The sequence below is a fragment of the Streptomyces qinglanensis genome (assembly GCF_900111245.1).
GTDB lineage: Bacteria > Actinomycetota > Actinomycetes > Streptomycetales > Streptomycetaceae > Streptomyces > Streptomyces qinglanensis.
In genome coordinates, this window is the sequence record NZ_FOGO01000002.1 from 152,650 (window position 1) to 178,116 (window position 25,467).

General features: G+C 74.1%; 23 protein-coding genes and 1 tRNA gene. 12 read left to right on the forward strand and 12 right to left on the reverse strand.

From position 1 onward, the window contains the following. The first annotated feature begins 240 nt into the window (after positions 1-240). From BMX65_RS04935 to BMX65_RS04955, 5 genes are all read left to right on the forward strand, one after another. Positions 241-1,317 carry an ABC transporter ATP-binding protein gene (locus tag BMX65_RS04935; protein WP_074998916.1) on the forward strand — a complete coding sequence of 359 codons (1,077 nt, stop codon included), beginning with the start codon at positions 241-243 and terminating at the stop codon, positions 1,315-1,317. Next, positions 1,314-2,144: an ABC transporter permease gene (locus BMX65_RS04940; RefSeq protein WP_177214192.1), complete on the forward strand. Its 831-nt coding sequence runs from the start codon at positions 1,314-1,316 to the stop codon at positions 2,142-2,144. The genes BMX65_RS04935 and BMX65_RS04940 overlap by 4 nt, the downstream gene beginning before the upstream one ends. Positions 2,145-2,311: 167 nt before the next feature. Beyond that, positions 2,312-3,730, forward strand: coding sequence for a sensor histidine kinase (locus tag BMX65_RS04945; RefSeq protein WP_074998917.1), 1,419 nt, complete (start codon positions 2,312-2,314; stop codon positions 3,728-3,730). After that, positions 3,723-4,373: a response regulator transcription factor gene (locus BMX65_RS04950; protein WP_074998918.1), complete on the forward strand. Its 651-nt coding sequence runs from the start codon at positions 3,723-3,725 to the stop codon at positions 4,371-4,373. The genes BMX65_RS04945 and BMX65_RS04950 overlap by 8 nt, the downstream gene beginning before the upstream one ends. Positions 4,374-4,461: 88 nt before the next feature. Then, a tRNA-Gly gene (locus tag BMX65_RS04955) sits at positions 4,462-4,534 on the forward strand. Between the two features lie 179 nt (positions 4,535-4,713). On the opposite strand, the gene BMX65_RS04960 is transcribed toward BMX65_RS04955, so the two are convergent. Beyond that, a complete protein-coding gene (locus BMX65_RS04960; RefSeq protein ID WP_074998919.1) occupies positions 4,714-5,160 on the reverse strand; it encodes an ATP-binding protein in 447 nt (148 codons plus the stop codon). Positions 5,161-5,316: 156 nt separating this feature from the next. On the opposite strand from BMX65_RS04960, the gene BMX65_RS04965 reads away from it, so the two are divergent. Next, positions 5,317-6,588, forward strand: coding sequence for a helix-turn-helix domain-containing protein (locus tag BMX65_RS04965; protein ID WP_074998920.1), 1,272 nt, complete (start codon positions 5,317-5,319; stop codon positions 6,586-6,588). An 18-nt stretch (positions 6,589-6,606) separates the two neighbouring features. Continuing rightward, positions 6,607-7,083: a hypothetical protein gene (locus tag BMX65_RS04970; RefSeq protein ID WP_177214193.1), complete on the forward strand. Its 477-nt coding sequence runs from the start codon at positions 6,607-6,609 to the stop codon at positions 7,081-7,083. Between the two features lie 216 nt (positions 7,084-7,299). On the opposite strand, the gene BMX65_RS04975 is transcribed toward BMX65_RS04970, so the two are convergent. The 4 genes from BMX65_RS04975 to purD all read right to left on the reverse strand — a co-directional run bounded on the left by BMX65_RS04975 (position 7,300) and on the right by purD (position 13,929). After that, a complete protein-coding gene (locus tag BMX65_RS04975) occupies positions 7,300-8,220 on the reverse strand; it encodes a phosphoribosylaminoimidazolesuccinocarboxamide synthase (protein ID WP_074998921.1) in 921 nt (306 codons plus the stop codon). Between the two features lie 213 nt (positions 8,221-8,433). Then, positions 8,434-10,071, reverse strand: coding sequence for a N,N-dimethylformamidase beta subunit family domain-containing protein (locus BMX65_RS04980; protein ID WP_239502027.1), 1,638 nt, complete (start codon positions 10,069-10,071; stop codon positions 8,434-8,436). Positions 10,072-10,179: 108 nt separating this feature from the next. Further along, the gene (locus BMX65_RS04985; RefSeq protein ID WP_074998922.1) at positions 10,180-12,105 is read right to left on the reverse strand and encodes a hypothetical protein; all 1,926 of its coding nucleotides are present in this window, start codon (positions 12,103-12,105) and stop codon (positions 10,180-10,182) included. 546 nt (positions 12,106-12,651) lie between these two features. Continuing rightward, positions 12,652-13,929 carry a phosphoribosylamine--glycine ligase gene (gene purD, locus BMX65_RS04990; RefSeq protein WP_074998923.1) on the reverse strand — a complete coding sequence of 426 codons (1,278 nt, stop codon included), beginning with the start codon at positions 13,927-13,929 and terminating at the stop codon, positions 12,652-12,654. A 207-nt stretch (positions 13,930-14,136) separates the two neighbouring features. Between purD and BMX65_RS04995 the strand changes: the two genes are divergently transcribed. Then, on the forward strand, positions 14,137-14,829 hold the full coding sequence (locus BMX65_RS04995) for an SLATT domain-containing protein (RefSeq protein WP_074998924.1): 693 nt from the start codon (positions 14,137-14,139) through the stop codon (positions 14,827-14,829). Positions 14,830-14,905: 76 nt separating this feature from the next. Here BMX65_RS04995 and BMX65_RS05000 read toward each other — a convergent pair whose 3' ends face one another. From BMX65_RS05000 to BMX65_RS05015, 4 genes are all read right to left on the reverse strand, one after another. Continuing rightward, positions 14,906-15,565, reverse strand: a complete 660-nt coding sequence (locus BMX65_RS05000) for a hypothetical protein (RefSeq protein WP_074998925.1) — start codon at positions 15,563-15,565, stop codon at positions 14,906-14,908. Positions 15,566-15,741: 176 nt separating this feature from the next. Then, positions 15,742-16,554, reverse strand: a complete 813-nt coding sequence (locus BMX65_RS05005; protein ID WP_074998926.1) for a GntR family transcriptional regulator — start codon at positions 16,552-16,554, stop codon at positions 15,742-15,744. Further along, positions 16,551-17,891 (reverse strand): aspartate aminotransferase family protein, encoded by a 1,341-nt coding sequence (locus BMX65_RS05010; protein WP_239502060.1) that lies wholly within the window; start codon positions 17,889-17,891, stop codon positions 16,551-16,553. The genes BMX65_RS05005 and BMX65_RS05010 overlap by 4 nt, the downstream gene beginning before the upstream one ends. 366 nt (positions 17,892-18,257) lie before the next feature. Beyond that, complete coding sequence (locus BMX65_RS05015; protein WP_074998928.1) at positions 18,258-18,890, reverse strand: LysE family translocator; 633 nt, start codon at positions 18,888-18,890, stop codon at positions 18,258-18,260. Between the two features lie 113 nt (positions 18,891-19,003). Between BMX65_RS05015 and BMX65_RS05020 the strand changes: the two genes are divergently transcribed. After that, the gene (locus BMX65_RS05020; RefSeq protein ID WP_074998929.1) at positions 19,004-19,456 is read left to right on the forward strand and encodes an Lrp/AsnC family transcriptional regulator; all 453 of its coding nucleotides are present in this window, start codon (positions 19,004-19,006) and stop codon (positions 19,454-19,456) included. A gap of 100 nt (positions 19,457-19,556) precedes the next feature. On the opposite strand, the gene BMX65_RS05025 is transcribed toward BMX65_RS05020, so the two are convergent. Continuing rightward, positions 19,557-20,387: a polyphosphate polymerase domain-containing protein gene (locus BMX65_RS05025; RefSeq protein ID WP_079171700.1), complete on the reverse strand. Its 831-nt coding sequence runs from the start codon at positions 20,385-20,387 to the stop codon at positions 19,557-19,559. A gap of 522 nt (positions 20,388-20,909) precedes the next feature. Here BMX65_RS05025 and BMX65_RS05030 point away from each other — a divergent pair. Beyond that, positions 20,910-21,494, forward strand: a complete 585-nt coding sequence (locus tag BMX65_RS05030; RefSeq protein WP_074998930.1) for a DJ-1/PfpI family protein — start codon at positions 20,910-20,912, stop codon at positions 21,492-21,494. Then, positions 21,491-21,967 carry a MarR family winged helix-turn-helix transcriptional regulator gene (locus BMX65_RS05035; protein ID WP_074998931.1) on the forward strand — a complete coding sequence of 159 codons (477 nt, stop codon included), beginning with the start codon at positions 21,491-21,493 and terminating at the stop codon, positions 21,965-21,967. The genes BMX65_RS05030 and BMX65_RS05035 overlap by 4 nt, the downstream gene beginning before the upstream one ends. 117 nt (positions 21,968-22,084) lie before the next feature. Here the strand turns inward: BMX65_RS05035 and BMX65_RS05040 are convergent, their stop codons facing one another. Beyond that, complete coding sequence (locus tag BMX65_RS05040) at positions 22,085-23,752, reverse strand: ABC transporter permease (RefSeq protein WP_074998932.1); 1,668 nt, start codon at positions 23,750-23,752, stop codon at positions 22,085-22,087. Continuing rightward, the gene (locus BMX65_RS05045) at positions 23,749-24,765 is read right to left on the reverse strand and encodes an ABC transporter ATP-binding protein (protein ID WP_074998933.1); all 1,017 of its coding nucleotides are present in this window, start codon (positions 24,763-24,765) and stop codon (positions 23,749-23,751) included. Before BMX65_RS05045 ends, BMX65_RS05040 begins: the two co-directional genes overlap by 4 nt. 102 nt (positions 24,766-24,867) lie before the next feature. Between BMX65_RS05045 and BMX65_RS05050 the strand changes: the two genes are divergently transcribed. Next, complete coding sequence (locus tag BMX65_RS05050; RefSeq protein WP_239502028.1) at positions 24,868-25,455, forward strand: GbsR/MarR family transcriptional regulator; 588 nt, start codon at positions 24,868-24,870, stop codon at positions 25,453-25,455. Positions 25,456-25,467 lie beyond the last annotated feature (12 nt).

The window sequence follows — 25,467 nt, forward strand, 5'->3', positions numbered from 1 at the left end:
TTTCTCGTGCTCGCGCCCCCTCGCGTCCTCGTCTCCCCGTCTCCTCGTTCCCTCGTCTCGGGGTTCCCCGTCTCAGGGTTCCTCGTGTCGCGGTTCCCCGCCGCGCGATTCCTCGCCTCCCCGTGTCCGGCCCGCGGCACCGACCTCCGCCGACCTCAGCCGACCTCCGATGACATTCGTCATCCACACCCATGACCGCGTGCACTGCCCGCAGCTCCTGACCGGCGGAAACCTGGAGGCATGGACGCGATCGAGGTCGAAGGACTCAAGCGCCGCTACGCGGGCCGGGCCACCGCCGGGCGCCGCACCGGCGCGACCGGGCAAGGATTCGAGGCCGTACGGGACGTGTCGTTCTCGGTGCGGGAGGGGGAGATCTTCGCACTGCTGGGCACCAACGGGGCCGGCAAGACCTCCACCGTGGAAGTGCTGGAGGGGCTGGCACGCCCCAGCGCCGGAACCGTACGGGTGCTGGGATTCGACCCGTACGGTGAACGCGGCTTCGTCCGCCCCCGCACCGGGGTGATGCTCCAGGAAGGCGGCTTCCCCTCCGAACTCACCGTCGCGGAGACCGCGACGATGTGGGCCGGCGTCACCAGCGAGGCCCGGCCGCCGCAGGAGGCACTGGAGATCGTCGGGCTCGGCGGCCGGGCCGGCGTACGGGTCAAACAGCTCTCCGGCGGCGAACGGCGCCGGCTGGATCTGGCCCTGGCGCTGACCGGACGTCCCGAGGTGCTCTTCCTGGACGAGCCGACCACCGGCATGGACCCCGAAGGGCGCCGGGACACCGCCGAGTTGGTGCGGAATCTGCGGGCCGAGGGCACGACGGTGCTGCTGACCACCCACTATCTGGAGGAGGCCGAGCAGCTCGCGGACCGGCTGGCGATCATGCAGGCCGGACGGATCGTGGCCTCGGGAACCCCCGAACAGGTGGTGGCCGAGCGCCCCTCGCGGATCACCTTCCGCCTCCCCCGCGACGTCCTCCCCGAGCGGCTGCCGTTGAACGTACCGGCCGCCGTGGACGGCCGGACGGTGGCGGTGCGGACGCACGAGCTGCAGTGGGCACTGACCGAGCTGCTGGTCTGGGCCCGCGAGTCCGGCATCGTGCTGGAGGGGCTGCAGGCGCGGTCGGCCTCGCTCGAGGAGGCGTTCCTGGAGATCGCCGAGGCGGGCAACCGGCCGGAATCCGGCCCGGATCGACCGGGACCCGGCACCGGGCCCGGCACGGGCACGGGCACGGGCGCCGGAGTGGGCAAGGGAACGGGCACGACGACCGGCGCCGGTACCGGGGCCGGGGCGAGGACGGGGGTTCGGGCATGAGCGGGACGACGACCACGGCACCGGCCGGGAAGCCGGTACGGAACACCCGTGCAGCGGCATGGCGCGGGCTGTCGGCACGCCGGGTGCGGGCACTGGCCCGCGCGGAGCTGACGTTGCTGGTGCGGAACCGGTCCGCGCTGTTCATCGCGCTGCTGCTGCCGACCGTGATGGCCTTCTCCCTGAAGTCCACCGCCGACCAGGCCGACCTGTCCGGCACCGGGCTCTCGGTGGGCACTACCGTGCTGCCGGGCGCGGTGGGCATGGTGCTGCTGTTCGCCGTCTACAGCAATCTCGTGGGCGTCTACGTGGGCCGCCGCGAGGAACTGGTGCTCAAGCGGCTGCGCACCGGGGAGGCGGACGACCTGGAGATCCTGGGCGCTGCGGCGCTGCCGTCCGTCACCATCGGGATCGTCCAGTCGGTGCTGCTGCTGACGGGCGGGGCCGTGCTGCTGGACGTGGGGGCACCGCCCCGGCCGGATCTGCTGGCGGCCGGGCTGCTGCTCGGCATGCTGCTGATGGCGACGCTGGCCGCCGCCTCCTCGGCCTTCACCCGCACCACCGAACTGGCGCAGCTCACCCCGATGCCGCTGATGCTGGCGACGTTCGCGGGATCCGGGCTCTTCATCCCGCTGGAGATCTACCCCGACCGGCTCGCCGAGTTCTGCCGCTGGCTGCCGATGACGCCGGTCATGGACCTGCTGCGGAGCGGCTGGACGGAGCAGCTCAGCGGTCCGGAGACGCTGCGGGCGCTCGCGGTCGCGGTGGCCTGGACGGCGCTGGGCGGATACGCGGTGCGCAAGCGGTTCCGGTGGGAGCCCCGCCGCTGACCGGCCGCCCCTCGGCGGCACGCCCCCGGGCCCGATCGGGGGCGCCGGCCGGGGCCGGGGGCGGCCGCTGCTCGCGGTCGGCCTCCCCGGTCGGGTGCCGCGCCGCATACGGTGGCCGGAGCGCGCCGGAACGGGAGGGGCGCGCCGGAACGGGAGGCGGGCCACCGATGATCCACTGGGGCCGGGAGAAACGGCGGAAGTGGCAGCGGCGCAGCAAGCTGCAGCAGGTCGAGGTCTCGACGTACTGGCTGCTGCTGCTCTCCCCCTGGATCTTCTACGTGAGCGGCATGCCGCAGTTCGCGGTGCAGGTGGCCGGACCGCCCCCGGCGGCGGTCCTGGAAGGGGCCGTCGTCGTGCTGGGGCTGCTCCAGTGCCTGCTCGGAGTGCGTGGCCTGCGGCGCGGTATCGACACCTACCTGGGCACCGGGCAGGCACCGCCCCGCCGATTGCTGGTCGCCGGACTCGTCACGTTCCTGCTCACGACGGCACTGGTCACGGTCCTGATCGCACAGGGCTGGGTGGCGAACGACAATCCCGCGCCCACGATGGCGCTGTTCGCCGGGCTGCCGAGCCTGACGGGTGTCTACGGGCTCACCGTGTCGCGCCGCCGCTCGGCGGCCGTGACCGCCGGGGGCTGCGTGCTGGTCACCGCCGCGTTCGCCGCGGTCGGGACGACCTGGCCGACGCTGCTCGGCACGCTGTTCGTCCTGGCGGTCGGCGGGCTGGTCGGGATCTTCTCGCCGCGCTGCTCGGCCTGGTACCTGGCAGTGATGCGGGAGCTCGACGAGGCGCGGGAGACGCAGTCGCGGCTCGCGGTCGCGGAGGAGCGGCTGCGCTTCAGCCGCGACCTGCACGACGTGATGGGCCGCAACCTGTCGGTCATCGCGTTGAAGAGCGAACTGGCCACCCAGCTCGCCCACCGGGGCGCCGCGTCGGCCGCCGAGCAGATGCGGGAGGTGCAGGAGCTCGCGCGCCAGGCGCAGACCGAGGTGCGCGCCGTCGTCCGCGGCTACCGCGAGACGGGGCTGGAGACGGAACTGGCCGGGGCGCGCGCGGTGCTGCGGGCCGCGGGAGTCGACTGCCGTATCGAATCCGCGCAGCCGGGCCTGGCGTCCGGCGCGCAGGCGGCGCTGGGCTGGGTGGTCCGCGAGGGGGCCACCAACGTGCTGCGGCACGCGGAGGCGAGCTGTTGCGTGATCCGGCTCACCCGCGACGCGGCGGGCGCCACGGCGCTGGTGATGGAGAACGACGGGCTGCGGCCGGACCCGGCCGACGGCGGCAGCGGCCTCACCGGCCTGCGCGAACGGCTGGCCGCCGTGGACGGCACGCTGACCGCGGAGCGCGACGAGACGGCGCGGGTCTTCCGGCTGCGGGCCGAGATCCCGGCATCCGGTCCCCGGCGTCCGCAACCGCCGCCGGGAGCCCCGGACGGCTCCGACGACGCCGACGGCTCCGGCAGCTCCGGCGCCCCCGGAGGCCCGGGCGCCGGACCGACGCCGGAGGAGGCGGGGGCGAGGGCGGCCGGGTTCGCCCCCGCCGCGGTCGGCGAGGGAACCGGTCCGGCGAGAGGGGAGAACGATGGGTGAGGAGACCGGCGCGGTGCCGGCGGCGTCCGGCGGGGACGCCGTCCGAGTGCTGCTGGCCGACGACGAGCATCTGATCCGGGGCGCGCTGGCCGCCCTGCTGGCGCTGGAGGACGATCTGGTCATCGTCGCCGAGGCGGCCTCCGGGCCCGAGGCGCTGGCCATGGCCCGGGCGCACCGCCCGGACGTGGCCGTGCTCGATCTGCAGATGCCGGGCACCGACGGGCTGCGGGTCGCGGCCACGCTGCGGGAGTCGGTGCCGGACTGCCGGACGATGATCGTCACCAGCCACAGCCGTCCGGGGCACCTCAAGCGGGCGCTGGCGGCAGGTGTCCGCGGCTTCGTCCCCAAGACGGCGTCCGCCCAACAGCTCGCGGAGATCATCCGCAGCGTGCACGGCGGCAGCCGGTACGTGGATCCCGAGTTGGCCGCCGACGCCATCAGCGCCGGGGACTCGCCGCTGTCGGCGCGGGAGGCCGAGTTGCTGGAACTGGCCGCGGACGGGGCACCGATCGCCCGGATCGCCGAGCAGGCGTCGCTGACCCAGGGAACCGTCCGCAACTACCTGTCGGCCGCCGCCGCGAAACTGGGTGCCGAGAACCGGCACGCGGCGGCCCGGACGGCCCGCGCGCGAGGCTGGATCTGAACCCCGCGGGACACGGTCCGGCCCCGCACCCGGTCCGGCTATACTGGGCCCCGCACCACGGCGGCCCCTGCGGGTCGGCGCGGAGTGTGCGGACGTAGCTCAGTTGGTAGAGCGCAACCTTGCCAAGGTTGAGGTCGCGAGTTCGAGCCTCGTCGTCCGCTCGGCAGACAGCCGTACGGCCCCGGTCATCCGACCGGGGCCGTACGCGTCTCCACATGGTTGCCCACCCCCTGGATGGCCGTCCTCAGGGGGCCTCGCCGGTTCTGTGACCTTCGACATCCTGTGAGATTCCTACAAGGGGCCGGAGCAGTCCCCCGGAGCGGTCCAGGTGCGATGCCCCTCACTTCGCGATCACCTCGGCCCACACGACCTTTCCGAGCGGGGCATCATCAACGCCCCAGTGGCACAGTCCGTCGAGGATCACCAGCCCACGGCCGCCCTCACGTGTGTGTGATTCGGGGCGCAGGCGTGGGCGTCGGCGCACCGGATCGCGAACTTCGACTCGCGTGCGGCCGTGGCGGGTGTGCAGCTTGAGCGCGAGAGAGTCCCCGGGTTCGGTGCCGTGGCGAATGCTGTTGGTGACGAGTTCACTCGTGGCCAACACGATCGCGTCGACGTAGTCGTCGGACGCGGTCGGCTCAGTCCGCATCACGTATTCACGGGCGAACTGACGTGCCTCACGGGCTGATTGCGGTACGCCCGGCAACACCAGCTCTCGCGGCTGAAGCTCTCGCGGCTGATCGAGGCTCGTGGTGAGTTGCCGCGTGCCCTGCCCCTTGTCGACCATACGTGCCCTCCCGGTCACAGGTAGTACGGTCACTCAACCCCGGGCATCCTGTACGGGCCACGAACTACCCGCAGGCTGCATACGGCGATTCGCACAGCGCATAGCGGTGCCGCCCCCCGGGCCCACGCCCCGTAGCAAGAGGGGAGAAGGATTCCTGTGAATTGGTCCGAGCAAGCGATTCGCGACGCTGCACGAGCAGGCGACTACGGCCGGGTGGTGAAACGCGCCCGGACCGCAGCCAACCTTTCGCAAGGGCAGCTCGGGGAAGCCTGCGGGATGAGCCAATCCGCGATCTCGCGCCTTGAGGGGAGGGGCGCGGGATCGTACGACACAGCTCAGCTTTCACTGGTGGCAGCCCAACTTCAGATCCCCCCGCACCTCGTCGGCATGGCCGACCACACAGCGGCGATCGTCGCACGGGGGGATGGAAACGGAACCGATGTGGAACGGCGCAACTTTCTTGGTGGGGTCGCGGCGGTCGCCGCGGCGCCGGCGTTCTCCATGGCGCCCACGCAGCAGGCGCACGCCGCCAGGACCGGGCAAGCGGCCACCCTTCGCGTGGCCACCACCGCATTCCGGCGTCTCGACGGCACAACGCCGTCCCGGCAGCTTGTCGACACGGTGCTGTCACACCTGAAGCTGACACAGTCGATCGCTCAGAACGCCGAGAGCGAAGCCGAGCGGACGAGGCTCTCAGCCGTCGGCAGTGAAGTCGCCAGTCTCGCAGGGTGGTTGCACTGGGACATGGGTGACAACGGGTCGGCCCGCACCTGGTACGGCGCGTCGATCAAGGCCGCCCGGCGTGCAGCCAACCCGCTGCTTGCCGCGTACCAACTGGGGAGTCTGGCGCAGTTCGAAGCGCACTCAGGGAATGCGGCGCAGGGGCTCGGTCTCATCCAGTCCGCGCGCAACCAGCTCGGGCCGAATATGCCTGCCATTGCCGACGCGTGGCTGTCCGCTGTCGAGGCCCTCGCCCACGCTGCGGCCGGTGCCGAGGGCTCGGCCGATCAGGCGCTGCGAGCAGCAGCTCGTCGAGCTCAGCAGATCGAACAGGAGGATGCGCCACCATGGCCGTGGGTGTTCTCGTTCACCGAGACCAAGGTCGCGGCGACTCGGGTGTCGTGCGGGGCACGGCTCGGGTTGCCCCGGTGGATCGCCCGTGAGCAGGACTCGACATCCGCGGTCATGAACACGGGTCACGAAAAGCAACGGGCACTGCTCCAACTCGACATGGCCTCGGGCCATGTCGCGGCCGGGCGCCTCGACGGTGCATTCACCATGGCTGCACGGGCACTCGAAGTGGGGCTGCGCTACAAGTCGGGGCGCATCGTGGAACGGGCACGAGCCGTGCGCCGCTCGTACTCCGGCCCCACGCCCCCCAAAGTCGTGCGCGACTTCGACGACCGTCTGCACGGCGTGTTCCTGTAACGGAGAGGGGTATGGACTGTGCGTCTGGGGATCACCGGGCACCGTGGGCTGTCCGCCGAGGTCGAGCGGACGGTTCGCGACGCCCTCGATGCAGAGCTGCGGAAGTACGACCCCACCGAGCTGATCGGTGTGAGTTGCCTCGCGGACGGGCCCGACACGTGGTTCGCCGAGGCAGTGCTCGACAGCGGGGGCCGGATCGAGGTGGTCGTACCTGCCGAACAGTACCGCGAGGGGCTGCCCGGGTCGCACCACGCCGCGTACGACGAGTTGCTCGCGCGAGCGGCCGAGGTGCACCACACCGGCATGGGCGAATCGACTTCGCAGGCCCACATGACCGGCAGCGAGATTCTCGTCGGTCTGGTCGACCGGCTTGTCGCCGTGTGGGACGGGCAGCCGGCCCGCGGCTACGGAGGGACGGCCGACGTTGTCGACTACGCCCGGCGTACCGGCGTGCCCGTCGACGTGGTGTGGCCCGAGGGGGCGACCCGCGACTAGCTGCGGCTCGCGGACATGACGGAAGCGCCCCTGCCCGGCCCTCTTGAGACCGGAGGGGCGCTTTCGTCATGAGCCGCGGCATTCCGCGAGCCGTCCGGCGACATGCGGACCACCGTCGGCGGCCACCGCTCCGAGAAGGGGCCGCCGTGCCCGGGAGGGGGCGCCGCTCCGAGGGCGGCGCCTCCGGAGCGGCGCGGGGGCCCGGGGCGTCGGGGGTCAGCTCCAGGGGACGCCCGTGAGGCGTTCGTACGCCTCGATGTAGCGGGTGCGAGTGGCCTCGACGACGGCCTCGGGCAGCGCGGGCGGCGGCTGCTCGGAGGTGCGGTCCCAGCCGGACTCCGCGGAGACCAGCCAGTCGCGGACGTACTGCTTGTCGAACGAGGGCTGGGAGCGTCCTGGCTGCCACTGGTCGGCGGGCCAGAAGCGGGACGAGTCGGGGGTGAGGACCTCGTCGGCGAGGGTGAGCACCGGTTCGCCGTCCTCGGTGCGGTTGTCGTCCCAGCCGAACTCGAACTTGGTGTCGGCCAGGATGATGCCCCGCTCGCGGGCGATGTCGCGGGCGCGGTCGTACGCGGCGAGGGTGCACTGCCGCAGCGCGGCGGCGGTCTCGGGGCCGAGCCGGCGGGCCACCTCCTCGTAGGCGACGTTCTCGTCGTGCTCGCCCACGGCCGCCTTGGTGGCCGGGGTGAAGAGCGAACCGGGCAGCTCGGAGCCGTTCTCCAGGCCGTCCGGCAGGGCGAGCCCGCAGACGGTGCGGGACTCCTCGTACTCCGCCAGCCCGGATCCGGCCAGGTAGCCGCGGGCCACGCACTCGACGGGCAGCATCCGCAGGGAGCGGCAGATCATGGTGCGGCCCGCCCAGTCCGCGGGGGCGCCCGCGGGCACGTCGGTGCTGATCACATGGTTGGGCAGCAGGTCCTCCAACTGCTCGAACCACCACAGGGACAGCCGGGTGAGGACGCGGCCCTTGTCCGGGATGAGGGTGGGCAGCACCCAGTCGAAGGCGGACAGCCGGTCGGTGGCGACCATCACCAGGTCGCCGTCCTCGTTCCGGTAGAGGTCGCGCACCTTGCCCGTGTGCAGGTGCACCAGGCCCGGGACCTGGGCGGGCTCGGGCTTTTCGACGAATCCCGTCACGTTCTCTCCTCAGCGGGGGCCGGCTTCCTGCGGCGCTTCCTACAGGTGCCCCGATTCTTCCTTGTCCCCCGTGCCGGGTGCCGGGCGGTACGCCCCGCGGGGCCGCGGCGGCCCGGCGGTTCACCCGCACACCCGCCGCCGGGCAGGCCCGCGGCGGGTCCGGGCACCGGCGCGCACGGGCCCGGCGGCGAGCCGTGCGGGCGCCCGCGGCGGTCACTCCCTGCTGCAGATGCGGTCCAGGAGGTTGCTGGTGGCGCGCTGGACTCTGGTGTCGATGTAGCCGGGGCGGTCCAGGGCGGGGGACCACGCGAAGGAGCCGGAGGAGAAGACCAGCGCGCCGGAGGGTGCGCGGTAGAGCGAGGTCTCCTGGTGGCGGAGCGCGCCGCCGCGGTCGCGGTAGGGGGAGTGCGCCAGCAGGATCCGGGAGGTGTGCTGGGGCAGCACGGTACGCGGGAAGTAGCGGTCGGCCTCGCCCGCGACGAGACCGGGCAGTTCGTCGCCCTCGTGCGCCTCGGTTGCCGCCCACAGCCAGTGGTCGGCGTTGCGGACGATCAGCGGGTAGGGCTCGGCGACCTGTCCGGCGTACTGGATGCCCAGCAGCGCCTGCTCGGGCTCGCCCTGCTCGCGCCAGAGTGCGGGGCGCCCGGGCCCGCGCCGTTTTCGGCAGGTCAGCAGCCGGTCGGCGGCGCCGGAGGGCAGCGCTTCGAGTTCGACCTGCCAGTACATGGTGTTGGCGGAGAGGAAGACCAGTGACGTGCCGCTGTCCCGGGCGCGTTCGACCGCCCGGCGCATCGGGACGGACCAGTACTCGTCGTGGCCGGGGAAGACCAGGGCCCGGTAGCGGGTGGGGTCGATGTGCCCGGCGTGCAGGTCGCGGGTGTCGGCGTAGGCCAGGTCGTAGCCGTACCGCTCCGCCCAGCGGATGAAGTCGTAGGCGTGCCCGACGTGCAGGGGGAGGCCGGAGCCGGCGTAGGGGCGGTCGAACGAGACGGTCATCGCCGCCTCGCTCTCGCCGATCAGCCGCCCCTCCTCGTCCCAGGCGTGGTAGAGGCTGGCGCCGGTGCGGCCGTCCTCGGGGAAGAGGTTGTACGCCTGCCACGTCACGTCCGGGAGGATCAGGAGCAGATCGGCCGGGTCGCGGTCGCGGACGGTGAAGGGGATGTGCGAGCGGTGTCCGTCGGCCGTGGTCAGGACGGCGACGTAGGCGCCGGTGGACCAGTAGTCGGGGATCTGGAGGCGCCAGGAGAGCCACCAGTGGTGGCAGGAGACGGTGCGTTCGGCGGTGAGCGGCGCGGGCTGCATGATGCCGGACAGCCGCGGACTGGTGGTGATCTTGGTGGCGCCCGCGCCGCCGTAGTGGCCGATCCGGTAGACGTCGGCACTGAAGGGCTGCGGCGGATTGACGGTGATCCGGAAGTCGAGGGACTCGCCGGGCGGGGTGCCGCCGGCCGCCGAGGCGAATCCCTTGATCTGGCAGCGCACGTCGTCCGCCGCGGGCGGGGCGCTGCTGGAGAGGCCGCGGGTCCGGGGGCGGGGGACGGTCTGGCCGCCGCCCGCCAGCTCCCGCACCAGTTCCGGGGTGCGGGAGGTCTGGCCGGGGGCCGGATCGACGCAGTCCACGTACCAGGGGACGAGACGGCCGTTCTCGAAGTAGTTCTCACTCACCCGCAGCCAGGGCAGGGGGCCCTGGCCGAAGGGATCGGTCACGGCGTGCGCCAGCGCCCCCGACTCCCAGCGCCGGGTCGGCTCGGTCTGCTCGGTCGGCTCGGCTGCCTCGTGCACGAGTGACGCGGGCTGCTGCTCGGTCCGCTCGGCTTCCCGTACGGGCTGTCCGGTCCGCTCGGTTCCCATGGCTGCTCCCTCCCCGTACCCTCGCTGCGCCCGGTGTGACGGCAGACAGCACATCACATTACGCAAGGGTGTGGTCACCCTTCGTCGCTAAATGGCTGGAGATGATCTTCAGACCAGCCGCACGGGCTTCTCCGGCCGCACCCCGGCCGCCGCCAGCCAGTCCCGCAGCCCCACCGCCTCACCGTCCTCGACGAGGGCGAGCACCAGCGCCGGCAGCTCGCCCGCGCGCTCGCCGTCGACGTAGAGTGCCGGTCCGTCCAGCCAGTCCAGCCCCGGTACGGCACCCGCCGTGTCGACGGCGGCGCAGCAGACGGCGGCGGTGACGTGGTCGGCCAGCAGTTCCTTGCCGCTCCGCGGCGGCTGCAGCGGCAGTCCCATCGGGGCCAAGGGCGCGAGATGCGCACCGCCGGTGCCCGGCGGGGGCTCCGCGCCGGGGCTCGCACCGAGGCCACCGGGGGCGCTCGCCGACTCCTCACGCGCCACTTCCGCACTGATACGCGCTGCCAACGCGTCGGTTCCGCCCGCCGCGGTGAACCTGTCGAGCACCCGTGCCAGGGTGGGCCCCGCCCACTCCGGGCCCGCCTCCCCGGCGGACGCCCCACCGGACGCCCCACCGGACGGTCCGCCCCCGTGCGGCGACGGCGAGCCGGGCGCAGCGGGCGGCGGTGCGAAGGCGGACTCCTTCAGCGAACGGCCGACCGGCACCGCGGAAGCCGGCGCCGCGGCACTCCCGGCCGACCGGGAAGCACCCACCGGCTCCGGGGGGCCGAGGGCGTCCAGCGCGGCGAAGAGGCGGGCGGCCTCCGTGCGCCAGATGCGGTCGACGACCTCCTCCGGGTACGCCGCCCAGTCCACCGGCGTCCACTCCGGCGCCGCCCCGTGCGCCGCGGGCACCGGAGGGCGCGCCCCCAGGAAGAGGCGGGCGGCGAGCAGCGAGACGGCGCCGTCCGTGCTGCCCGGCTCCTTCAGCAGGTCGCAGGCGGGACGTTCGCCGAGCCGCGAGGTGAAGCCCGCCGCGAGCCGGTCGCGGCGGGACAGCTCGGTCAGCGCCGAGACCACCCCGGCGTCAAGCCGGGTGGGCCACAGGCCGAGCCGCCAGGCGGGCAGCGCCACCCGGGTCAGCAGCCGGTCCCAGCCGGCGTAGGCGAGGCCGACCTGCTCCTGCGCCGCGACCCGCAACCCCTGGTCGACGGCCTGGGCACGGTCGGCGGCGGCAGCGGCGACGCCCTGCTCCATCGCGGCGGCGTGCGGACCGGCGGCACGGAGCATCAGCCGGGCGACCGGCCCCACCGCACGGTGCACCGCGCGGCGCAGCGATGCCGCGCATCCGCGCACCACCCGCGCGCGCACCCCGGGAGCCCGGACCGCGGGTGCGCCGGGCCCGTCCGCCGCCGGGCCGCTGCTCCACGGAGCCGCGGGGCGCTCGGCGTTGGCCACGGCCGCGTCCAGTCCTCGGACGACCCGGCGGGCCGCCGCTATGTCGGGGTGGGCGGAGGGGCCGGTTCCGGCGACCACCGGGGCCAGCAGCGCGCGCAGTTCGGGGACGCGCATCCACCACAGGAACGGGGAGCCGATGACCAGTACGGGGGCCGCGCCACGCGCGCCGCCCGCGCGCGCGTGGGTGCGGTCCTCCAGCCAGCTGTCGCAGTCCGGGGTGAGCGCGATGGCGGAGGGCGCGGGGACTTCGAGCCGGTCCGCGAGATCGCGGACCAGCGCGTGCAGGCCGGGGGCCGCGTGCTCCTCGACCGGCACCGTCGGGGACACGGCCGGCCGGCCCCGGGCGATGGCGAGCCCGGCGACCGCGGCGCAGGCCAGAACGGCGACGGCGAACCCGCTCACGGACCAGCGCGCCGTCTCCCAGCCGGGGCCGAACTGCCCCGTCGTGCGCCCCGCCCAGAGGATCACCGCGGCGGCGGCCGGGAGCAGCGCCAGGGCGAGCACGGTGCTGCGCACCCGCAGCACGGCGAGGGCGTGGGCGCGCGCGGAACGCGCCCGTGCTCGTCTGCCGGGACCAAGACCACCTGCACCGCGCACGTCTCACCCCCGCACCTTCGGGTCCGCAACCGGGCTCTCCGGCCTCCACCCACTGTGTCACCGCGCTCCGACACCGCAATACGCGCTGCGCCAGTCGACGGACGGTTCCCCGGGCAGTCGGCGCGACGCCCCGCAGTCGGCCGGACCCCGCCCGCGCACCGCCCGCGCAGCCCTGGTGACGGCTTCACGGCAGTTGTGCGGCACCCTAGTCGGGGCCTCAGCGGGCGTCAGCCGGTAGCGGACGCGCTCACTCGATGGAATGGCTTTGGGGAGAGCTCTTGCCCGGCGAAGGCGGGAGATATATGAGCCGCAAGTATGCCGGTATGCAGAGCCGCGCCCCGGCGCACGCGACTTCCCCGACGCCCCCTCACCGCCGGAACGCACCCGGGCGTTCCGGGAGGCTCCTGGGCGTTCCGAAGCGCCTGGAGCACCTGCGCCTGGAGCCTTCGGGCACCTGGAACCTTCGGGGCACCTGGAACCTTCGGGGCGCCTGGAACCTTCGGGCACCTCGGGCCTTCGAGGCACCCGTGGGCGCTTTCGGGCCGCTCAGTCGGCCGCGGCCGCCTCGGCGGCGGCCCGCTCCGCGATGTCCGTGCGGTGGTGCGAACCCGCCAGCCGGATACGCCCCACGGCCGTGTACGCCCGCTCGCGCGCCTCGGCCAGATCGGTCCCGGTCGCGGTGACCGACAGGACCCGGCCGCCCGCGCTGCGCACCGTGCCGTCCGCGTCGGCCCTGGTGCCCGCGTGCAGCACGTAGGCGCCCGGACCGTCCTCCTGGACGATCTCGGCCAGCCCCTCGACGACATCGCCCTTGCGGGGCTCGGCCGGATACCCGTGCGCCGCGACCACGACGGTGACCGCCGCGCCGTCGCTCCAGCGCAGTGCCGGGAAGTCGGCGAGCGTGCCGGTGGCCGCCGCGTACAGCAGGCCGCCCAGCGGTGTACGGAGCCGGGCGAGGACGGCCTGCGTCTCCGGGTCGCCGAACCGGGCGTTGAACTCGATGACGCGCACTCCGCGCGAGGTGAGCGCCAGGCCCGCGTAGAGCAGCCCGGAGAAGGGCGTGCCCCGGCGGCGCAGTTCGTTGACCGTCGGCTCCAGAACCGTGGCCACGACCTCGTCCACCAGCTTCGGGTCCGCCCACGGCAGCGGCGAGTAGGCGCCCATCCCGCCAGTGTTGGGGCCCTCGTCGGCGTCGTAGGCACGCTTGAAGTCCTGCGCGGGCTGCAGCGGCACCACGGTCTCGCCGTCGGTCACCGCGAAGAGGGAGACCTCCGGGCCGTCCAGGAACTCCTCGACGACGACGGCGCCACCGCAGGCGCGCGCGTGGGCGCGCGCCTCCTCGATGTCGTCGGTCACCACGACGCCCTTGCCCGCGGCGAGGCCGTCGTCCTTGACCACGTAGGGCGGGCCGAACGCGTCCAGCGCCGCGTCGGCCTCCTCGGGCCCGGTGCACACGTAGCTGCGCGCCGTCGGGACCCCGGCCCCGGCCATGACCTCCTTGGCGAACGCCTTGGAGCCCTCCAGCACGGCGGCCTCGGCGGACGGGCCGAAGACGGGGATGCCCCGCGCACGGACCGCGTCGGCGACTCCCCCGACCAGCGGCGCCTCGGGGCCGACGACGACCAGGTCGGCGCGGACCTCGTCGGAGGCGGCGAGTGCGGCGACCGCGGCGCCGTCCAGCACGTCCACCGCGTGCGGCGTGGCCACCTCGGCCGTCCCGGCGTTGCCGGGCGCGCAGTGCACCGCGACGACCTCGGGGTCGAGGGAGAGCGAGCGACAGATTGCGTGTTCGCGGGCACCGCCGCCAATGACCAGAATCCTCACGCGGCCAACCCTAGCGGCCCGCGCGGCCGCCCCCGTGCGGCCCTTACGAGTGACGACGGGGGGCACAGCGTCGCTCCTATACCCGACAGACCGCCACTTCCGGGGGGAATTCCGCGCGGATCGTCGGTGAGGTCCCACTTTCGGCGGTATGAATTGGGCGGTCCGACCGAACGCCGGGCTGCCGGACGCGTCGTCGAAGGAGCATGGGTGAAGCGGGTCAAGCAGCCCGATCTGCTGGGGCGGGGGTTCCCGTCCGGGGACTGGAACGAGCCCGCCGAACGCCTGGAAGAGCTGTACCAGTGGGTCGAGCAGGAAGCCATGCGGCTCGTCGAGTGGTATCTGGCCGACCGTGTGCGCAAACGCCGCTGGGCCCGCTTGCTGCGCGGCGGCGTCGTGGCCGGGAGCTGCGTGGGGGCGATGCTGCCGCTCGCCGACCTGGCCGGGATCGCCCTGGTGCAGGAGAGGTCCGGCCACCTCGGCTATCTGGCCCTGCTCGGCGCGGCCGGCTGCGCCCTCGCCGACCGCTGGCTCGGCCTGACCTCCGGCTGGATGCGGGACGTGGCCGCGGCGCTGGCACTGCACCGGCGCCTTGAGGCACTGCGGTACGAGTGGGCCGCGGAGAACGTCCGCGAGGTCCTCGGCCCGGCCGAGGGCACGGCCGGTGAGGCGGCGGAGCGCTCCCTGGCGGTGCTCCGCCGGTTCTCGGACGACGTGAACGAGACGGTGCGGGCCGAGACGGTCGACTGGATGGTCGCCTTCCGCACCTCGGGCTCCCCGCTCCTGCTGGCCCCGCAGGGCGCGGTGCCCGGCGCACGGGGCGCGCCGGCGCGCCGCATGCCGCCGCCCAACGGGACCGCGGGCTGGGCCACCATGCCCCGCCAGCGGCCCCCGGGCGGCTGACCGGCGCTCCCGGAGTCCCCGGCCGCTGACCGGTGGAAGTCCGGCAGCGGACCGGCGGCTGACCGACCGCGCCCCGTCAGCCGAAGACGATCATCGACCCCTGGGCCAGGCTGCGGGTCACGGCGGCGTGCAGGCTCAGCCACACGTGCCGCTCCCGGCCGAACGGAGTGCCGTCCTCGTAACCGATGGCGGCCGAGGCCGCGGGCTCGTCCAGGTCGGTGGGGTGCAGCGGCGCGGCGGGCGCGGGCGGCGGATTGCCGGGATCGATCCCCAAGTGCGGCCCCAGCGCCTGCAGCTCGCGCAGCAGGCCGTGGCTGGAGCCCAGCGGCCCGCTCCCCTCCAGCAACTCGTCGTCGTAGAGCGGCGCCTGGAAGTCCACCGGGATGTAGACGCCCGCGTGGTCGTAGTGCCACACCAGGTGGGACTGCTGCGCGGTCTGCTCGAACATCTCCAGGAGCTGCTCGTAGTCGCTGCCCAACTCCCCCACCGGCGCCACCTCCAGACCGGAGGCCAGCAGCAGATGAGCGCGGCGCAGGCAGTGCAGCGCCTCGTAGTCGAAGCCCGCGACCGGGGCCACGTCGCCGGAGAGGCCCGGCATGTAGCCGAACACGGGAACCGTGGGCAGTCCTGCCTCGGTGAGCACCCTGTCGTAGGTGGCGATCTCTTCGGAGAAGGGGTTGTCGGGGCTGTGGCACAGCACGTCGACGAGGGGTACGAGCCAGAGGTCACAGGCCAAGGGGCGCTCCAATACCGTCAGGGACCTGCCTGCGCCCAGCGTAGTGCGGTCCCCTGCCGCCCGTCCCCCGTCCGGCGCATGCGGGGCCGGGGGCGGGGGTGCGCACCGACGGCGCCCCGGGCGGCTCCCGGCGCCCCGACGGCGTCCCCCGGCGGCGGCCCGGCGCCGGGCCGGGCTCATTCCCCTCCGGGCTCCCCCTCGGGCGGCGGCGCCGCCCCGTCCGCGCCCACCTGGGCCAGCGCGTGCCGGTTGTAGGCGGCGACGACCTCACGGGCCGCCCGCGCGTCCCCCGACTCGACGGCGTCCAGCAAGGCGTTGTGCCCCGACCACAGGCGGCCGCGCAGCGAGGCGTGGCGGCGCAGGACCGGGACGGCGTAGACCCAGCACTGGACGCGGAGCCGGTCGAGGAAGTCGCAGACGTAAGGGTTGCCCAGCAGCCCGCTCAACTCCCGCCAGTACCGCAGGTCGTAGGCGATCAGTACGTCCAGGTCCCCGGCGCGGGCCGCGCGTTCGGCCGCGTCGGCGCGGCGGCGCACGGACCGCACCACCTCGGGCCCCAGGCCGCCGAAGGCGCGGCGGGCGACCGCCCGGCCGACGGAGACCGCCTCGCCTCCGGAGGAGACGGCCTCGCCGCCGGCGGGCGCGGACGCCGCGCCCCGCAGCGCACCGTCCGGCGCTTCGGCGGCCCCCTCGGCGGCTCCCTCGACGCCCCGGAACACCCCGTCGACGACGAGTTCCCGCGCCTCGCACATGGCCCGGTAGTCGGCCAGCGTGAACTCGTGCACGCGGAAGCCGCGATGCTGCTCCACGTCCAGCAGCCCCTGTGCCGCGAGATCGACCAGCGCCTCCCGCACGGGCGTAGCGGAGACGCCGTACTGCTCGGCGATCTCCTTGACGGTGAAGTCCCGGCCGGTGGCGAGCCGGCCGGCCAGGATCTCGTCGCGCAGCGCGACGGCGATCTGCGAGCGCAGGGTGCTGCGTTTGATCACTCCCCTGTGCTCCCCGCGCCCGCCGCAGCGCCGCCGGTGCCCGCCGTGGTGTGCGCGTCGGCCGCGGTCAGGGCCTCGTCCAGCACGCTCAGCCCCTCCTTGAGGTCGGCCTCGGTGATGTTGCACGGCGGGACGACATGGGTGCGGTTCATGTTCACGAACGGCCACAGGCCGCCGCGCTTGGCCGCGGCGGCGAACTCCGCCATCGGCGCGTTGTCCGCACCGGAGGCGTTGTAGGGCACGAGGGGCTCCCGGGTCTCCTGGTCGCGCACCAGGTCGAGGGCCCAGAAGACGCCGGTGCCGCGCACCTCGCCGACCGAGGGGTGGCGGGCTGCCATCTCCCGCAGGGCCGGGCCGATGACGGTCTCGCCGAGTCGCGCGGCATGCTCGACGATGCCCTCCTCGGCCATGGTGCGGAGCGTCGCGACGGCGGCACCGCAGGCCAGCGGATGGCCGGAGTAGGTGAGGCCGCCCGGGTAGGGGCGCTGGTCGAACGTCTCGGCGATCTTCCCGGAGATCGCCACTCCGCCGAGCGGCACATAACCGGAGTTGACGCCCTTGGCGAAGGTCAGCAGATCGGGTACGACGCCGTAGAGGTCGGCCGCGAACCAGGTGCCGGTGCGGCCGAAGCCCGCCATCACCTCGTCCAGCACGAGGACGACGCCGTACTTGTCGCAGATCTCCCGGACCCCCGCCAGATAGCCGGGCGGCGGCATCATGATCCCGGCGGTGCCGGGGACGGTCTCCAGGATGACGGCGGCGACGGTCTGCGGGCCCTCGTACGCGAGGGTCTGCTCCAGGTGTGCCAGCGCGCGCTCGCACTCCTGCTCCTCGGTCTCGGCGTAGAACGGGGTGCGGTAGAGGTGCGGCCCGTGGAAGTGCACGACGCCCGCCGTACCGCTGTCGGACGCCCAGCGGCGCGGGTCGCCGGTGAGGTTGATCGCCTGCTGGGTGCCGCCGTGGTACGAGCGGTAGGCGGAGAGCACCTTGGGGCGGCCGGTGTGCAGCCGGGCCATCCGGATCGCGTGCTCGACCGCGTCGGCGCCGCCGTTGGTGAAGAAGATCTTGTCGAGGTCGCCGGGGGTCCGCTCGGCGATCAGCCGGGCCGCCTCGGAGCGCGCCTCGATCGCGAAGGCGGGCGCGAAGGTGCACATCTTCGCCGCCTGCTCCTGGACCGCGGTGACGACCTTGGGGTGCGCATAGCCGATGTTGGTGAAGACGAGGCCGCTGGTGAAGTCGAGGTACCGCTTCCCCTCGTAGTCCCAGAAGTGGGAGCCCTCGGCGCCCGCGACCGCCGGAGGGTCTATCAGCCCCTGGGCCGACCAGGAGTGGAACACATGGGCCCGGTCGGCCTCGCGGACCGCCCGCCCGGCGGCCGGGTCCGGGACAGTCGAGGTGACGGGGGTGGCGGGGGTGGCGGGGGTGTCCGACGAGGGGTGGTGCGTCGTCACGATCGGTACCTCGGTTCGCTCGCGTGGTGCCCGTCCGGCCCAGGACGGACGCCTTCCGGGCGGGGAGGCCCCCGGAAGGATGACAGCCAGCGTAATGTCGCCCTCCCCGACCGGACGCAGGGAGGGCGGAAGTCTTCCGCACGCGGGACAGGCCGCAGCAGACCCGGGGCCGCTCGGTGCCGAAGCCGCTCGGTGGGGAAGCTGCTCAGTGCCGAAGCTGCCCAGTGGGGAAACCGCTCAGTGGGAAACTGCTCAGTGGGGAAGCTGCTCCACCAGCAGCAGGGCACCCAGCAGGATCATCGCGACGCCGGAGAGCCGGGTGACGAGGCGGGCCGCGGTCGGCCGGGCCCGCAGCACGGTGCGCGCCAGCGAGCCCAGGCCCAGGTAGACGGCCCCGGCCGTGCACATGTGCAGCAGCCCCAGGAGCCCGATCTGGAGGGCGAGCGGCCACTGCCCGTGCTGGTCGGCGAACTGCGGCAGCAGCGCGACGTAGAGCAGCAGCGCCTTGGGGTTCAGTCCGCTGACACCGGCGCCCTTGAGCACCCGGGAGCGGGCGGCCGCGGCGGTGGCGCTGCTCTCGTCGTCGGCCTGCGGCAGCCCGGCCTCCTTCGCCCCGGCGAACGTCGTCGCGCCGAGCCAGACCAGATACCCGGCACCGAGTGCGGTGAGCGACGTCAGCACCCCGGGCGTGCGGGCGACCAGCGCGGCCACGCCCGCCACGACCACGGCCGTCAGCCCCACATAGCCCAGCATCAGCCCGCCGACGGCGGGCACCACCGACCGGTCCCGCAGCCCGGAGGTGATGGTGAACGCCCAGTCCGCGCCCGGGACGAGGACGAGGAGGAAGGAGAGGGCGAAAAACGCGGCTATGGAACTGGCAGCCATGGGGCGGTCCCTTCCGCTCTGACGGGATTGCGGGAGAAACAATAGGAAGTTCAGCCCCGAAAGTGCTCCCCAGAATCATCGCCTGGGACGCTCCAGGTGGAATAATCTTCCCCATGGACGACATGGATCGGCAGATTCTTGCGGAGCTCCAGAACGACGGCCGGCTGACGGTCACCGAGCTGGCCGCACGGGTGGGGCTCAGCCTCTCCCCGTGCCACCGGCGGCTGCGCGAGCTGGAACGCAGCGGCGCCATCCGCGGCTACCGTGCCGTGGTCGACTCCGACGCGGTGGGGCTGACCTTCGACGCGCTCGTCTTCGTCACCATGCGCCAGGAGGACCGCACCACCATCTCCGCCTTCGAGCAGGCCCTGACCGAGCTGCCCCAGGTCGTCCAGGCCCAGCGGCTGTTCGGCGACCCCGACTACCTGCTCCGCGTCATCACCGCCGACCTGCCCGCCTTCCAGCGGCTCTACGACGAGAACCTCGCCACCCTGCCCGGCGTCCAGCGGCTGAGCTCCACGCTGGTGATGAAGCACGTGGTGCACGAGCGGCCGCTGCCGGCCTGAGCGGCCGCACCTGCCCCGCCGCGGCCCCGGAGCCGGAGCCGGCACCGCCGTCGGCGGGGCCAGGGCCGGAGCCGGGCCCGGAGCCGGGCCCGGAGCCGGGTCACACCGTCGCCGGGAAGGTCTCCCGCAGTGCGTGGTGCCAGCGGTGTGCGGGCAGCGACCGGTTCAGGGCGGCCAGCGCCGCGTACTTGGTGAAGTCGGCGGCGCGGTGGCCGCGCTGGTGGAGGAGGAGGTCGGCCGGCGTCGGGTGGTGGCCGTGCGACTTGGTCTCGACGAGGACGAGATCGCGGACCGCGCGCACCTCGCCGCCCGCCGCGTCGCGGCAGACGATGTCCGAGTCGGCGGTGATCCGTCCGCCCTCGGCGACGAATGTCGCACGGGTGTACTCGGTCGTGAAGCAGGGTGTGAGGTCCCGGGGCACCTCGAAGTCCGGGCCGTAGGCGCCCGAGAGCGTCCGGGCCAGGAACCCGCGCGAGACCTCGTCCAGCGCCGGGGCGCCGTCCGCGAGGCGACGGCGATGGGTGACGGTCTGGCCGCGGCTGCCCTTCACCTTGATCTCGAACTGCCGCTCCCCGGTGTCCTGGTACAGCCGCTCGCGGATCTTGCAGCGCTGCGGGAGCCCCCGCCGGTGGTCGTGGTAGGCGCGCAGCCCGGGGGTGTCGTAGTAGACCGAGCGGTAGCGGAACCACCGGCGGCCGCCGACGGACAGGGCCCGGAACGGCCCGTCCCGGTCAGGTGCGGTCAGGTCGGCCGCCACCTCCAGGAACGTCCGGGCGGGTACGAGGTAGCAGCGCGCGTACCGGTCCAGCAGCCGGGCTCCGGCGGGCACGTCCTGCAGGCCGACCGGGCGGGCGGCCAGCGCGGCCCGGGCGAGGGCACGGGCGGCGGGAGCGACCCGGATGCGGCCGCTGCGGACCGGCGCCGCAGGCACGGCGTGAGCGGGGGCGGCGGGTGCTGCCGGGATGCGGGGCGGCGCAGACGGCGCAGACGGCGCAGACGGCGCAGACGGCGCAGACGGCGTGGACGGCGTGGACGGCGTGGACGCAGTCATCGGGCGGTCTCCCTCGGGTGAGCGGCAGTGGCAGGCGCGTCGGTGCGGGCACGGAGTGCGGTGCGTCGGTGCGTCGTACGGGTGTCGCTGTCGCCGGCGAGCGGGGGTCGCCGACTCGGACAACGAGCGGGAGCCGCCCTTCGTCCCCGCGCGGACCCCGGCTCACCGCTCGGCGTGCCCGGAAGCACGCGGGGAACCCGGAGAGCCTCGGGACACCCGGGGTCGCCCAGGGCCGCCGCCCGGGGCGCTCGACCGGGTCCCCGGCAGGTGGATCCGGCCGGGGAGCCCGGCCGGGGCGGGCGTGGTGCGGGCGACCGAGGAGATTGGGAGATTGGGAGATTGACAGCATTCTGTCATCGCGACAGAATACTGTCATCGCATCGAGCGCCCGTGGAGGCCGCCATGACCGTTCACCTCGCCGTGTACGACACCCTCGCCGACTGGGAGTACGGGCACGCCGTCGCCCACATCCCCGGCGGCGTACGCACCGTCGGCCTGACCGGCGCCCCCGTCACCACCAAAGGCGGGCTGCGCATCGAGCCGGATCTGACGCTGGACGGCCTGCGCCCCCTCGACAGCGGCATGCTGATCCTGCCCGGCGCCGACACCTGGACGAGCGGCGCACTCAGCGCGTTCGCCTACACCGCACGGGAGTTCCTGCACGAGGGCGTGCCCGTCGCCGCCATCTGCGGAGCCGTGTACGGGCTCGCGGACGAGGGGCTGCTCGACGACCGCGCGCACACCGCGGCGGCACCCGAGTTCCTGCGCGCCGCCAACGGCTACCGGGGCGCCGCGCACTACCGCGACGCCGACGCCGTCACCGACCGCGACCTGATCACGGCCGGGCCGACCGAACCCGTCGCCTTCGCCCGCGAGATCCTGAACCGGCTGGGCGTCTTCGAGCCGCCCGTGCTGGACGCCTTCCACCGGCTGTACCAGCACTCCGACCCGGAGGCGTACGCGGTGTTCGCAGCGGCGCAGGCATGAGCGGTGCGGCGGACACGGGCGGCCACCCGCGGGACACCGAACTGCTGAGCGAGACCGCGCTGGCCGTCTTCCGGCTCAACGGCCAGTTCCTCGCCGCCTCCGAGGTACTCGCCCGCCCGGCCGGACTGACCGCCGCGTGGTGGCAGGTGCTCGGCGCCGTACTCCGCGAGCCGCTGCCCGTCTCCGGGATAGCCCGCACCATGGGCATCACCCGGCAGAGCGTCCAGCGGATCGCCGACCTCCTGGTCGAGCGGGGCCTCGCGGCGTACGAACCCAACCCGGCCCACCGGCGGGCCAAACTCCTCGCCCCCACCGCCGAGGGCCGCACCGCCGTGGCAGGTATCGATCCCGGGCACGCGGAGCTGGCCCGGCGGCTGAGCGAAGAGCTGGGCGGCGACCAGGAGTTCGCCCGGGTGGCCGAAGCGCTGCGCCGGCTCTCGGGCGCGATGGCGGCCCTCCACCCGGAGACCTGACGGCCCGGCACCGGCCGGGCCCGCCGCCACCCTGACCCGCCGCCGCCCGACCCGCCGCCGCCCGACCCGCGTCCCGTCCGGCCGCCGCGGCCTGCTCCGGGCCCAGGGCCCCGCGTCCTACTTCGGGTCCAGATCCCGGCGCCGGAACCCCGCCAGCCCGGCGGCGACCAGGGCGGCGGCCACCAGCGTCAGGAGCACCAACGGGGTCCAGCGCAGCTCCGCGGCGGGGAGCTGCGGGACGTGGCCGAAGGGGGAGAGGTCGCCCAGGACGTCCGGCAGGCCGAGGAGCTTGCCGAGGTAGCCGACGGCGAATCCGTAGGCGGGGACGGCCCAGGCCAGCGGGGCCGCGCGGGGCGCCCAGCCGTACACCAGGGCGGCGGCCCCGCCGGTCACCCACAGCGCCGGGGCGTAGGCCAGGCCCGCGCCCAGCAGCCGTACACCCAGGTCCCCGTCGTGTGTGGCGGCGGCACCCGTCACGGCCATGGAGAGGGAGCCCAGCAGCAGCACGAGGGTGCCCCCGCCCAGTGCGGCCACCAGATGCGAGGCGAGCCAGCGGGACCGGGACAGGCCGGTGGCCAGCAGGGGTTCGGCGCGCCCGGCGGTCTCCTCGGCGCGCGGCCGCAGCGCGACCAGCACCACGAAGAGGGACGCGACGACGGCGACGATCAGCAGGACCGTGGAGGCGAACGACTCGACCAGCGTGCCGCCCGCTTCGGTGAGCGCCGCACGGACCTCGTCCAGGTCCGCGAGCATGTCCTCGACGCCGCCGAGGAGCGAGCCGTACATCGCGCCGAGCACCAGCAGCGCCGCACCGAACCCGGCACACAGTCCGCGGTGCAGCCGGAGGGCGAGGCCGAGCGGGTGGGTCAGGGCCGCGGAGGCTGTGGCCCGGCCCGTCCGGGGCGGCAGCAGTCCGGCGCCCACGTCGCGCCGGGTGCTGAGCAGATACCCGGCGGCGGCGGTACCGGCTGCCAGCGCGAGTGCGGGCAGCAGCGGCCACCAGCGGTTGTCGGCGAAGGGGTAGCCGCGCTGGATCCAGCCGATGGGGGAGCACCAGGCGAGCGCGTCGGGCCCGACGTCGCCCGCGGCCCGCAGCGCGTAGGCGGCGCCCACCGCGGCCAGCGCCATCCCGGAGGCGGTTCTGCCGTGCGAGGAGAGCTGCACGGCCACGGCGGCGACGCCCGCGAAGACCAGTCCGACGGTGGTGAGCGCGGCGCCGTAGAGCAGAGCGCCGCCCACGGTGGCGCCGCCGAGGCCGACGGAGGGCAGCAGGACCGCGAGCAGCAGGCCGAGCACCGCGTCGGCCGCCGCCGCGGTGGCGAGGGCCGCGGTGAGCGTGGCGTGCCGGCCGACGACGCCGGAGCGGAGGAGTTCGGCGATGCCGGTCTCCTCGTCGGCGCGGGTGTGCCGGACGACGGTCAGCACGCTCATCAGCCCGACCAGGACGGCGGCGTAGCCGAGCGTCAGCATGCTGAGCACGGCGGCGGGCGTGGGGTCGGCCAGGTAGTGCTCGGGGCCGGTCATCGCGAGCATGGCGGGGCCGCCGAGGGTGGCGGCCGTGTCGGCGGCCTCGGCCGGGTCGTCGGGCGCCAGGTCCGTGGCCTGCTGGAGGCTGGAGAAGGTGACCAGGAGCACCGCCGCCAGCCACACGGGCAGCCGCACCCGGTCGCGGCGCAGGGCGAAGCGGAGGAGTACGCCGGTTCCGGTCAGCGCGCCGCCGCCGGGCCCCTCCTGCCCGGCTCCGGTCCCGGTGCGGGCCGGTGCGGCTCGGGTCGCGGTACTCATCGCTGGCCGCCTTCCCGCACACCGTCGGAGCCGGCGTCGGAGCCGGCCGCGGCCGGGGGCGGTACGGGGTGGCCGCGGCCGGTCAGGTCGTCGCCGTAGTGCCGCAGCATCAGCTCCTCCAGGGTGGGCGGGTGGCTGACGAGGCTGCGGAGACCGAGTCCGCCCAGGTGGCGTACGACGGCATCGAGGTGCCCGCCGTCGACGGCGAAGTGCGCCCGGCCGCCGTCCGTCCGCAGGTTGTGGACACCGGGCAGCTCGCGGAGCCCGTCGAGCGGGCCGTCGGTCTCCGCCTCGATGGTGGTGCGGGTGAGGTGGCGCATCTCGTCGAGCGACCCGGACTGCACGGTCCTGCCGAGCCGGACGATGCTGACCCGGTCGCAGAGCTTCTCGACCTGGGACAGGATGTGGCTGGAGAGCAGGACGGTGCGGCCCTCGGCCTTCGCCTCGAGGATGACGTCCTGGAAGACGACCTCCATCAGCGGGTCGAGCCCCGAGGTCGGTTCGTCCAGCAGCAGCAGTTCGGCGTCCGAGGCGAGTGCGGCGACGAGGGCGACCTTCTGCCGGTTGCCCTTGGAGTAGCTGCGGCCCTTCTTGGTCGGGTCGAGGTCGAAACGCTCGACCAGTTCGGCCCGCTTCGCCGGGTCGATGCCGCCGCGCAGCCGCGCGAGCAGATCGACGGCTTCCCCGCCGGTGAGGTTGGGCCACAGCTCGACGTCGCCGGGGACGTAGGCGAGCCGCCGGTGCAGGGCCACCGCGTCGTGCCAGGGGTCGGCGCCGAGCAGCCGCGCGGTGCCGCTGTCGGCGCGCAGGAGGCCCAGCAGGACGCGCAGGGTGGTGGACTTGCCCGCCCCGTTCGGGCCGAGGAAGCCGTGCACCTCGCCGGTGGCGACCTCCAGGTCCAGCCCGTCCAGGGCGCGGGCCGTGCCGAAGTTCTTGACGAGGGCGGACACGGAGATCGCCGTGCCGGGGGGTGCCGCGGAAGGGCGGGCGGTCACGGTCGTGGACGCGTTCATGGTTTGGAAGCTACGCTCATTTCACAAATTTGTGAAGTTAAGGAAGCGTTAGGATCTTCCACAGGGCCCCTGAGCGGGAAGAACGGGAAGAGACGGGCAGACGTGTCAGACGACTCCGCGGCGGACCACCGGACGACAGAGGACCACCGGACAGCAGAGGACCGCCGGACGACCGAAGACCGCCAAGAGGCGGCGGACCACCAGGAGGTGGCGGACTACCGCACGAGGGTCTCCCCCTTCGTGGAACGGTTCGCCGCCGACCTCACCGAGGCGGGCATGCAGCGCATGGCCTCCCGCGTCTTCGCCTGCCTGCTCGCCTCCGAGGAGGGCGCCCTCACCTCCGCCGAACTCGGCGACCGGCTGCAGGCCAGCCCCGCCGCCATCTCGGGCGCCGTGCGCTACCTCTCCCAGGTCGCACTGGTCTCCCGGCAGCGCGACCCCGGCTCCCGCCGCGAGCGCTACATGCTGCACCAGGACGTCTGGTACACCAGCCTGCTCAGCCGCGACCACGTCCTCGGCCGATGGCTGGTCACCCTGAACACCGGCGCGGACGACCTCGGCGCCGACACCCCCGGCGGGCGCCGGGTGCGGGAGAGCGCGGAGTTCCTCGAGTTCATGCGCACCGGTCTGGAGGACCTGCTCAACCGCTGGCACGCCCGACAGCAATCCCCGATGACCGGCACCGAGTGACCGAGGCCCGGG

Excerpts from the sequence above, each read along its gene's own strand:
- BMX65_RS04935 (WP_074998916.1), top strand. The coding sequence starts at position 241 with ATGGACGCGATCGAGGTCGAAGGACTCAAGCGCCGCTACGCGGGCCGG.
- BMX65_RS04940 (WP_177214192.1), top strand. The coding sequence starts at position 1,314 with ATGAGCGGGACGACGACCACGGCACCGGCCGGGAAGCCGGTACGGAAC.
- BMX65_RS04945 (WP_074998917.1), top strand. The coding sequence starts at position 2,312 with ATGATCCACTGGGGCCGGGAGAAACGGCGGAAGTGGCAGCGGCGCAGC.
- BMX65_RS04950 (WP_074998918.1), top strand. The coding sequence starts at position 3,723 with ATGGGTGAGGAGACCGGCGCGGTGCCGGCGGCGTCCGGCGGGGACGCC.
- BMX65_RS04960 (WP_074998919.1), bottom strand. The coding sequence starts at position 5,160 with ATGGTCGACAAGGGGCAGGGCACGCGGCAACTCACCACGAGCCTCGAT.
- BMX65_RS04980 (WP_239502027.1), bottom strand. The coding sequence starts at position 10,071 with ATGGGAACCGAGCGGACCGGACAGCCCGTACGGGAAGCCGAGCGGACC.
- BMX65_RS05015 (WP_074998928.1), bottom strand. The coding sequence starts at position 18,890 with ATGGCTGCCAGTTCCATAGCCGCGTTTTTCGCCCTCTCCTTCCTCCTC.
- BMX65_RS05020 (WP_074998929.1), top strand. The coding sequence starts at position 19,004 with ATGGACGACATGGATCGGCAGATTCTTGCGGAGCTCCAGAACGACGGC.
- BMX65_RS05030 (WP_074998930.1), top strand. The coding sequence starts at position 20,910 with ATGACCGTTCACCTCGCCGTGTACGACACCCTCGCCGACTGGGAGTAC.
- BMX65_RS05035 (WP_074998931.1), top strand. The coding sequence starts at position 21,491 with ATGAGCGGTGCGGCGGACACGGGCGGCCACCCGCGGGACACCGAACTG.
- BMX65_RS05040 (WP_074998932.1), bottom strand. The coding sequence starts at position 23,752 with ATGAGTACCGCGACCCGAGCCGCACCGGCCCGCACCGGGACCGGAGCC.
- BMX65_RS05045 (WP_074998933.1), bottom strand. The coding sequence starts at position 24,765 with ATGAACGCGTCCACGACCGTGACCGCCCGCCCTTCCGCGGCACCCCCC.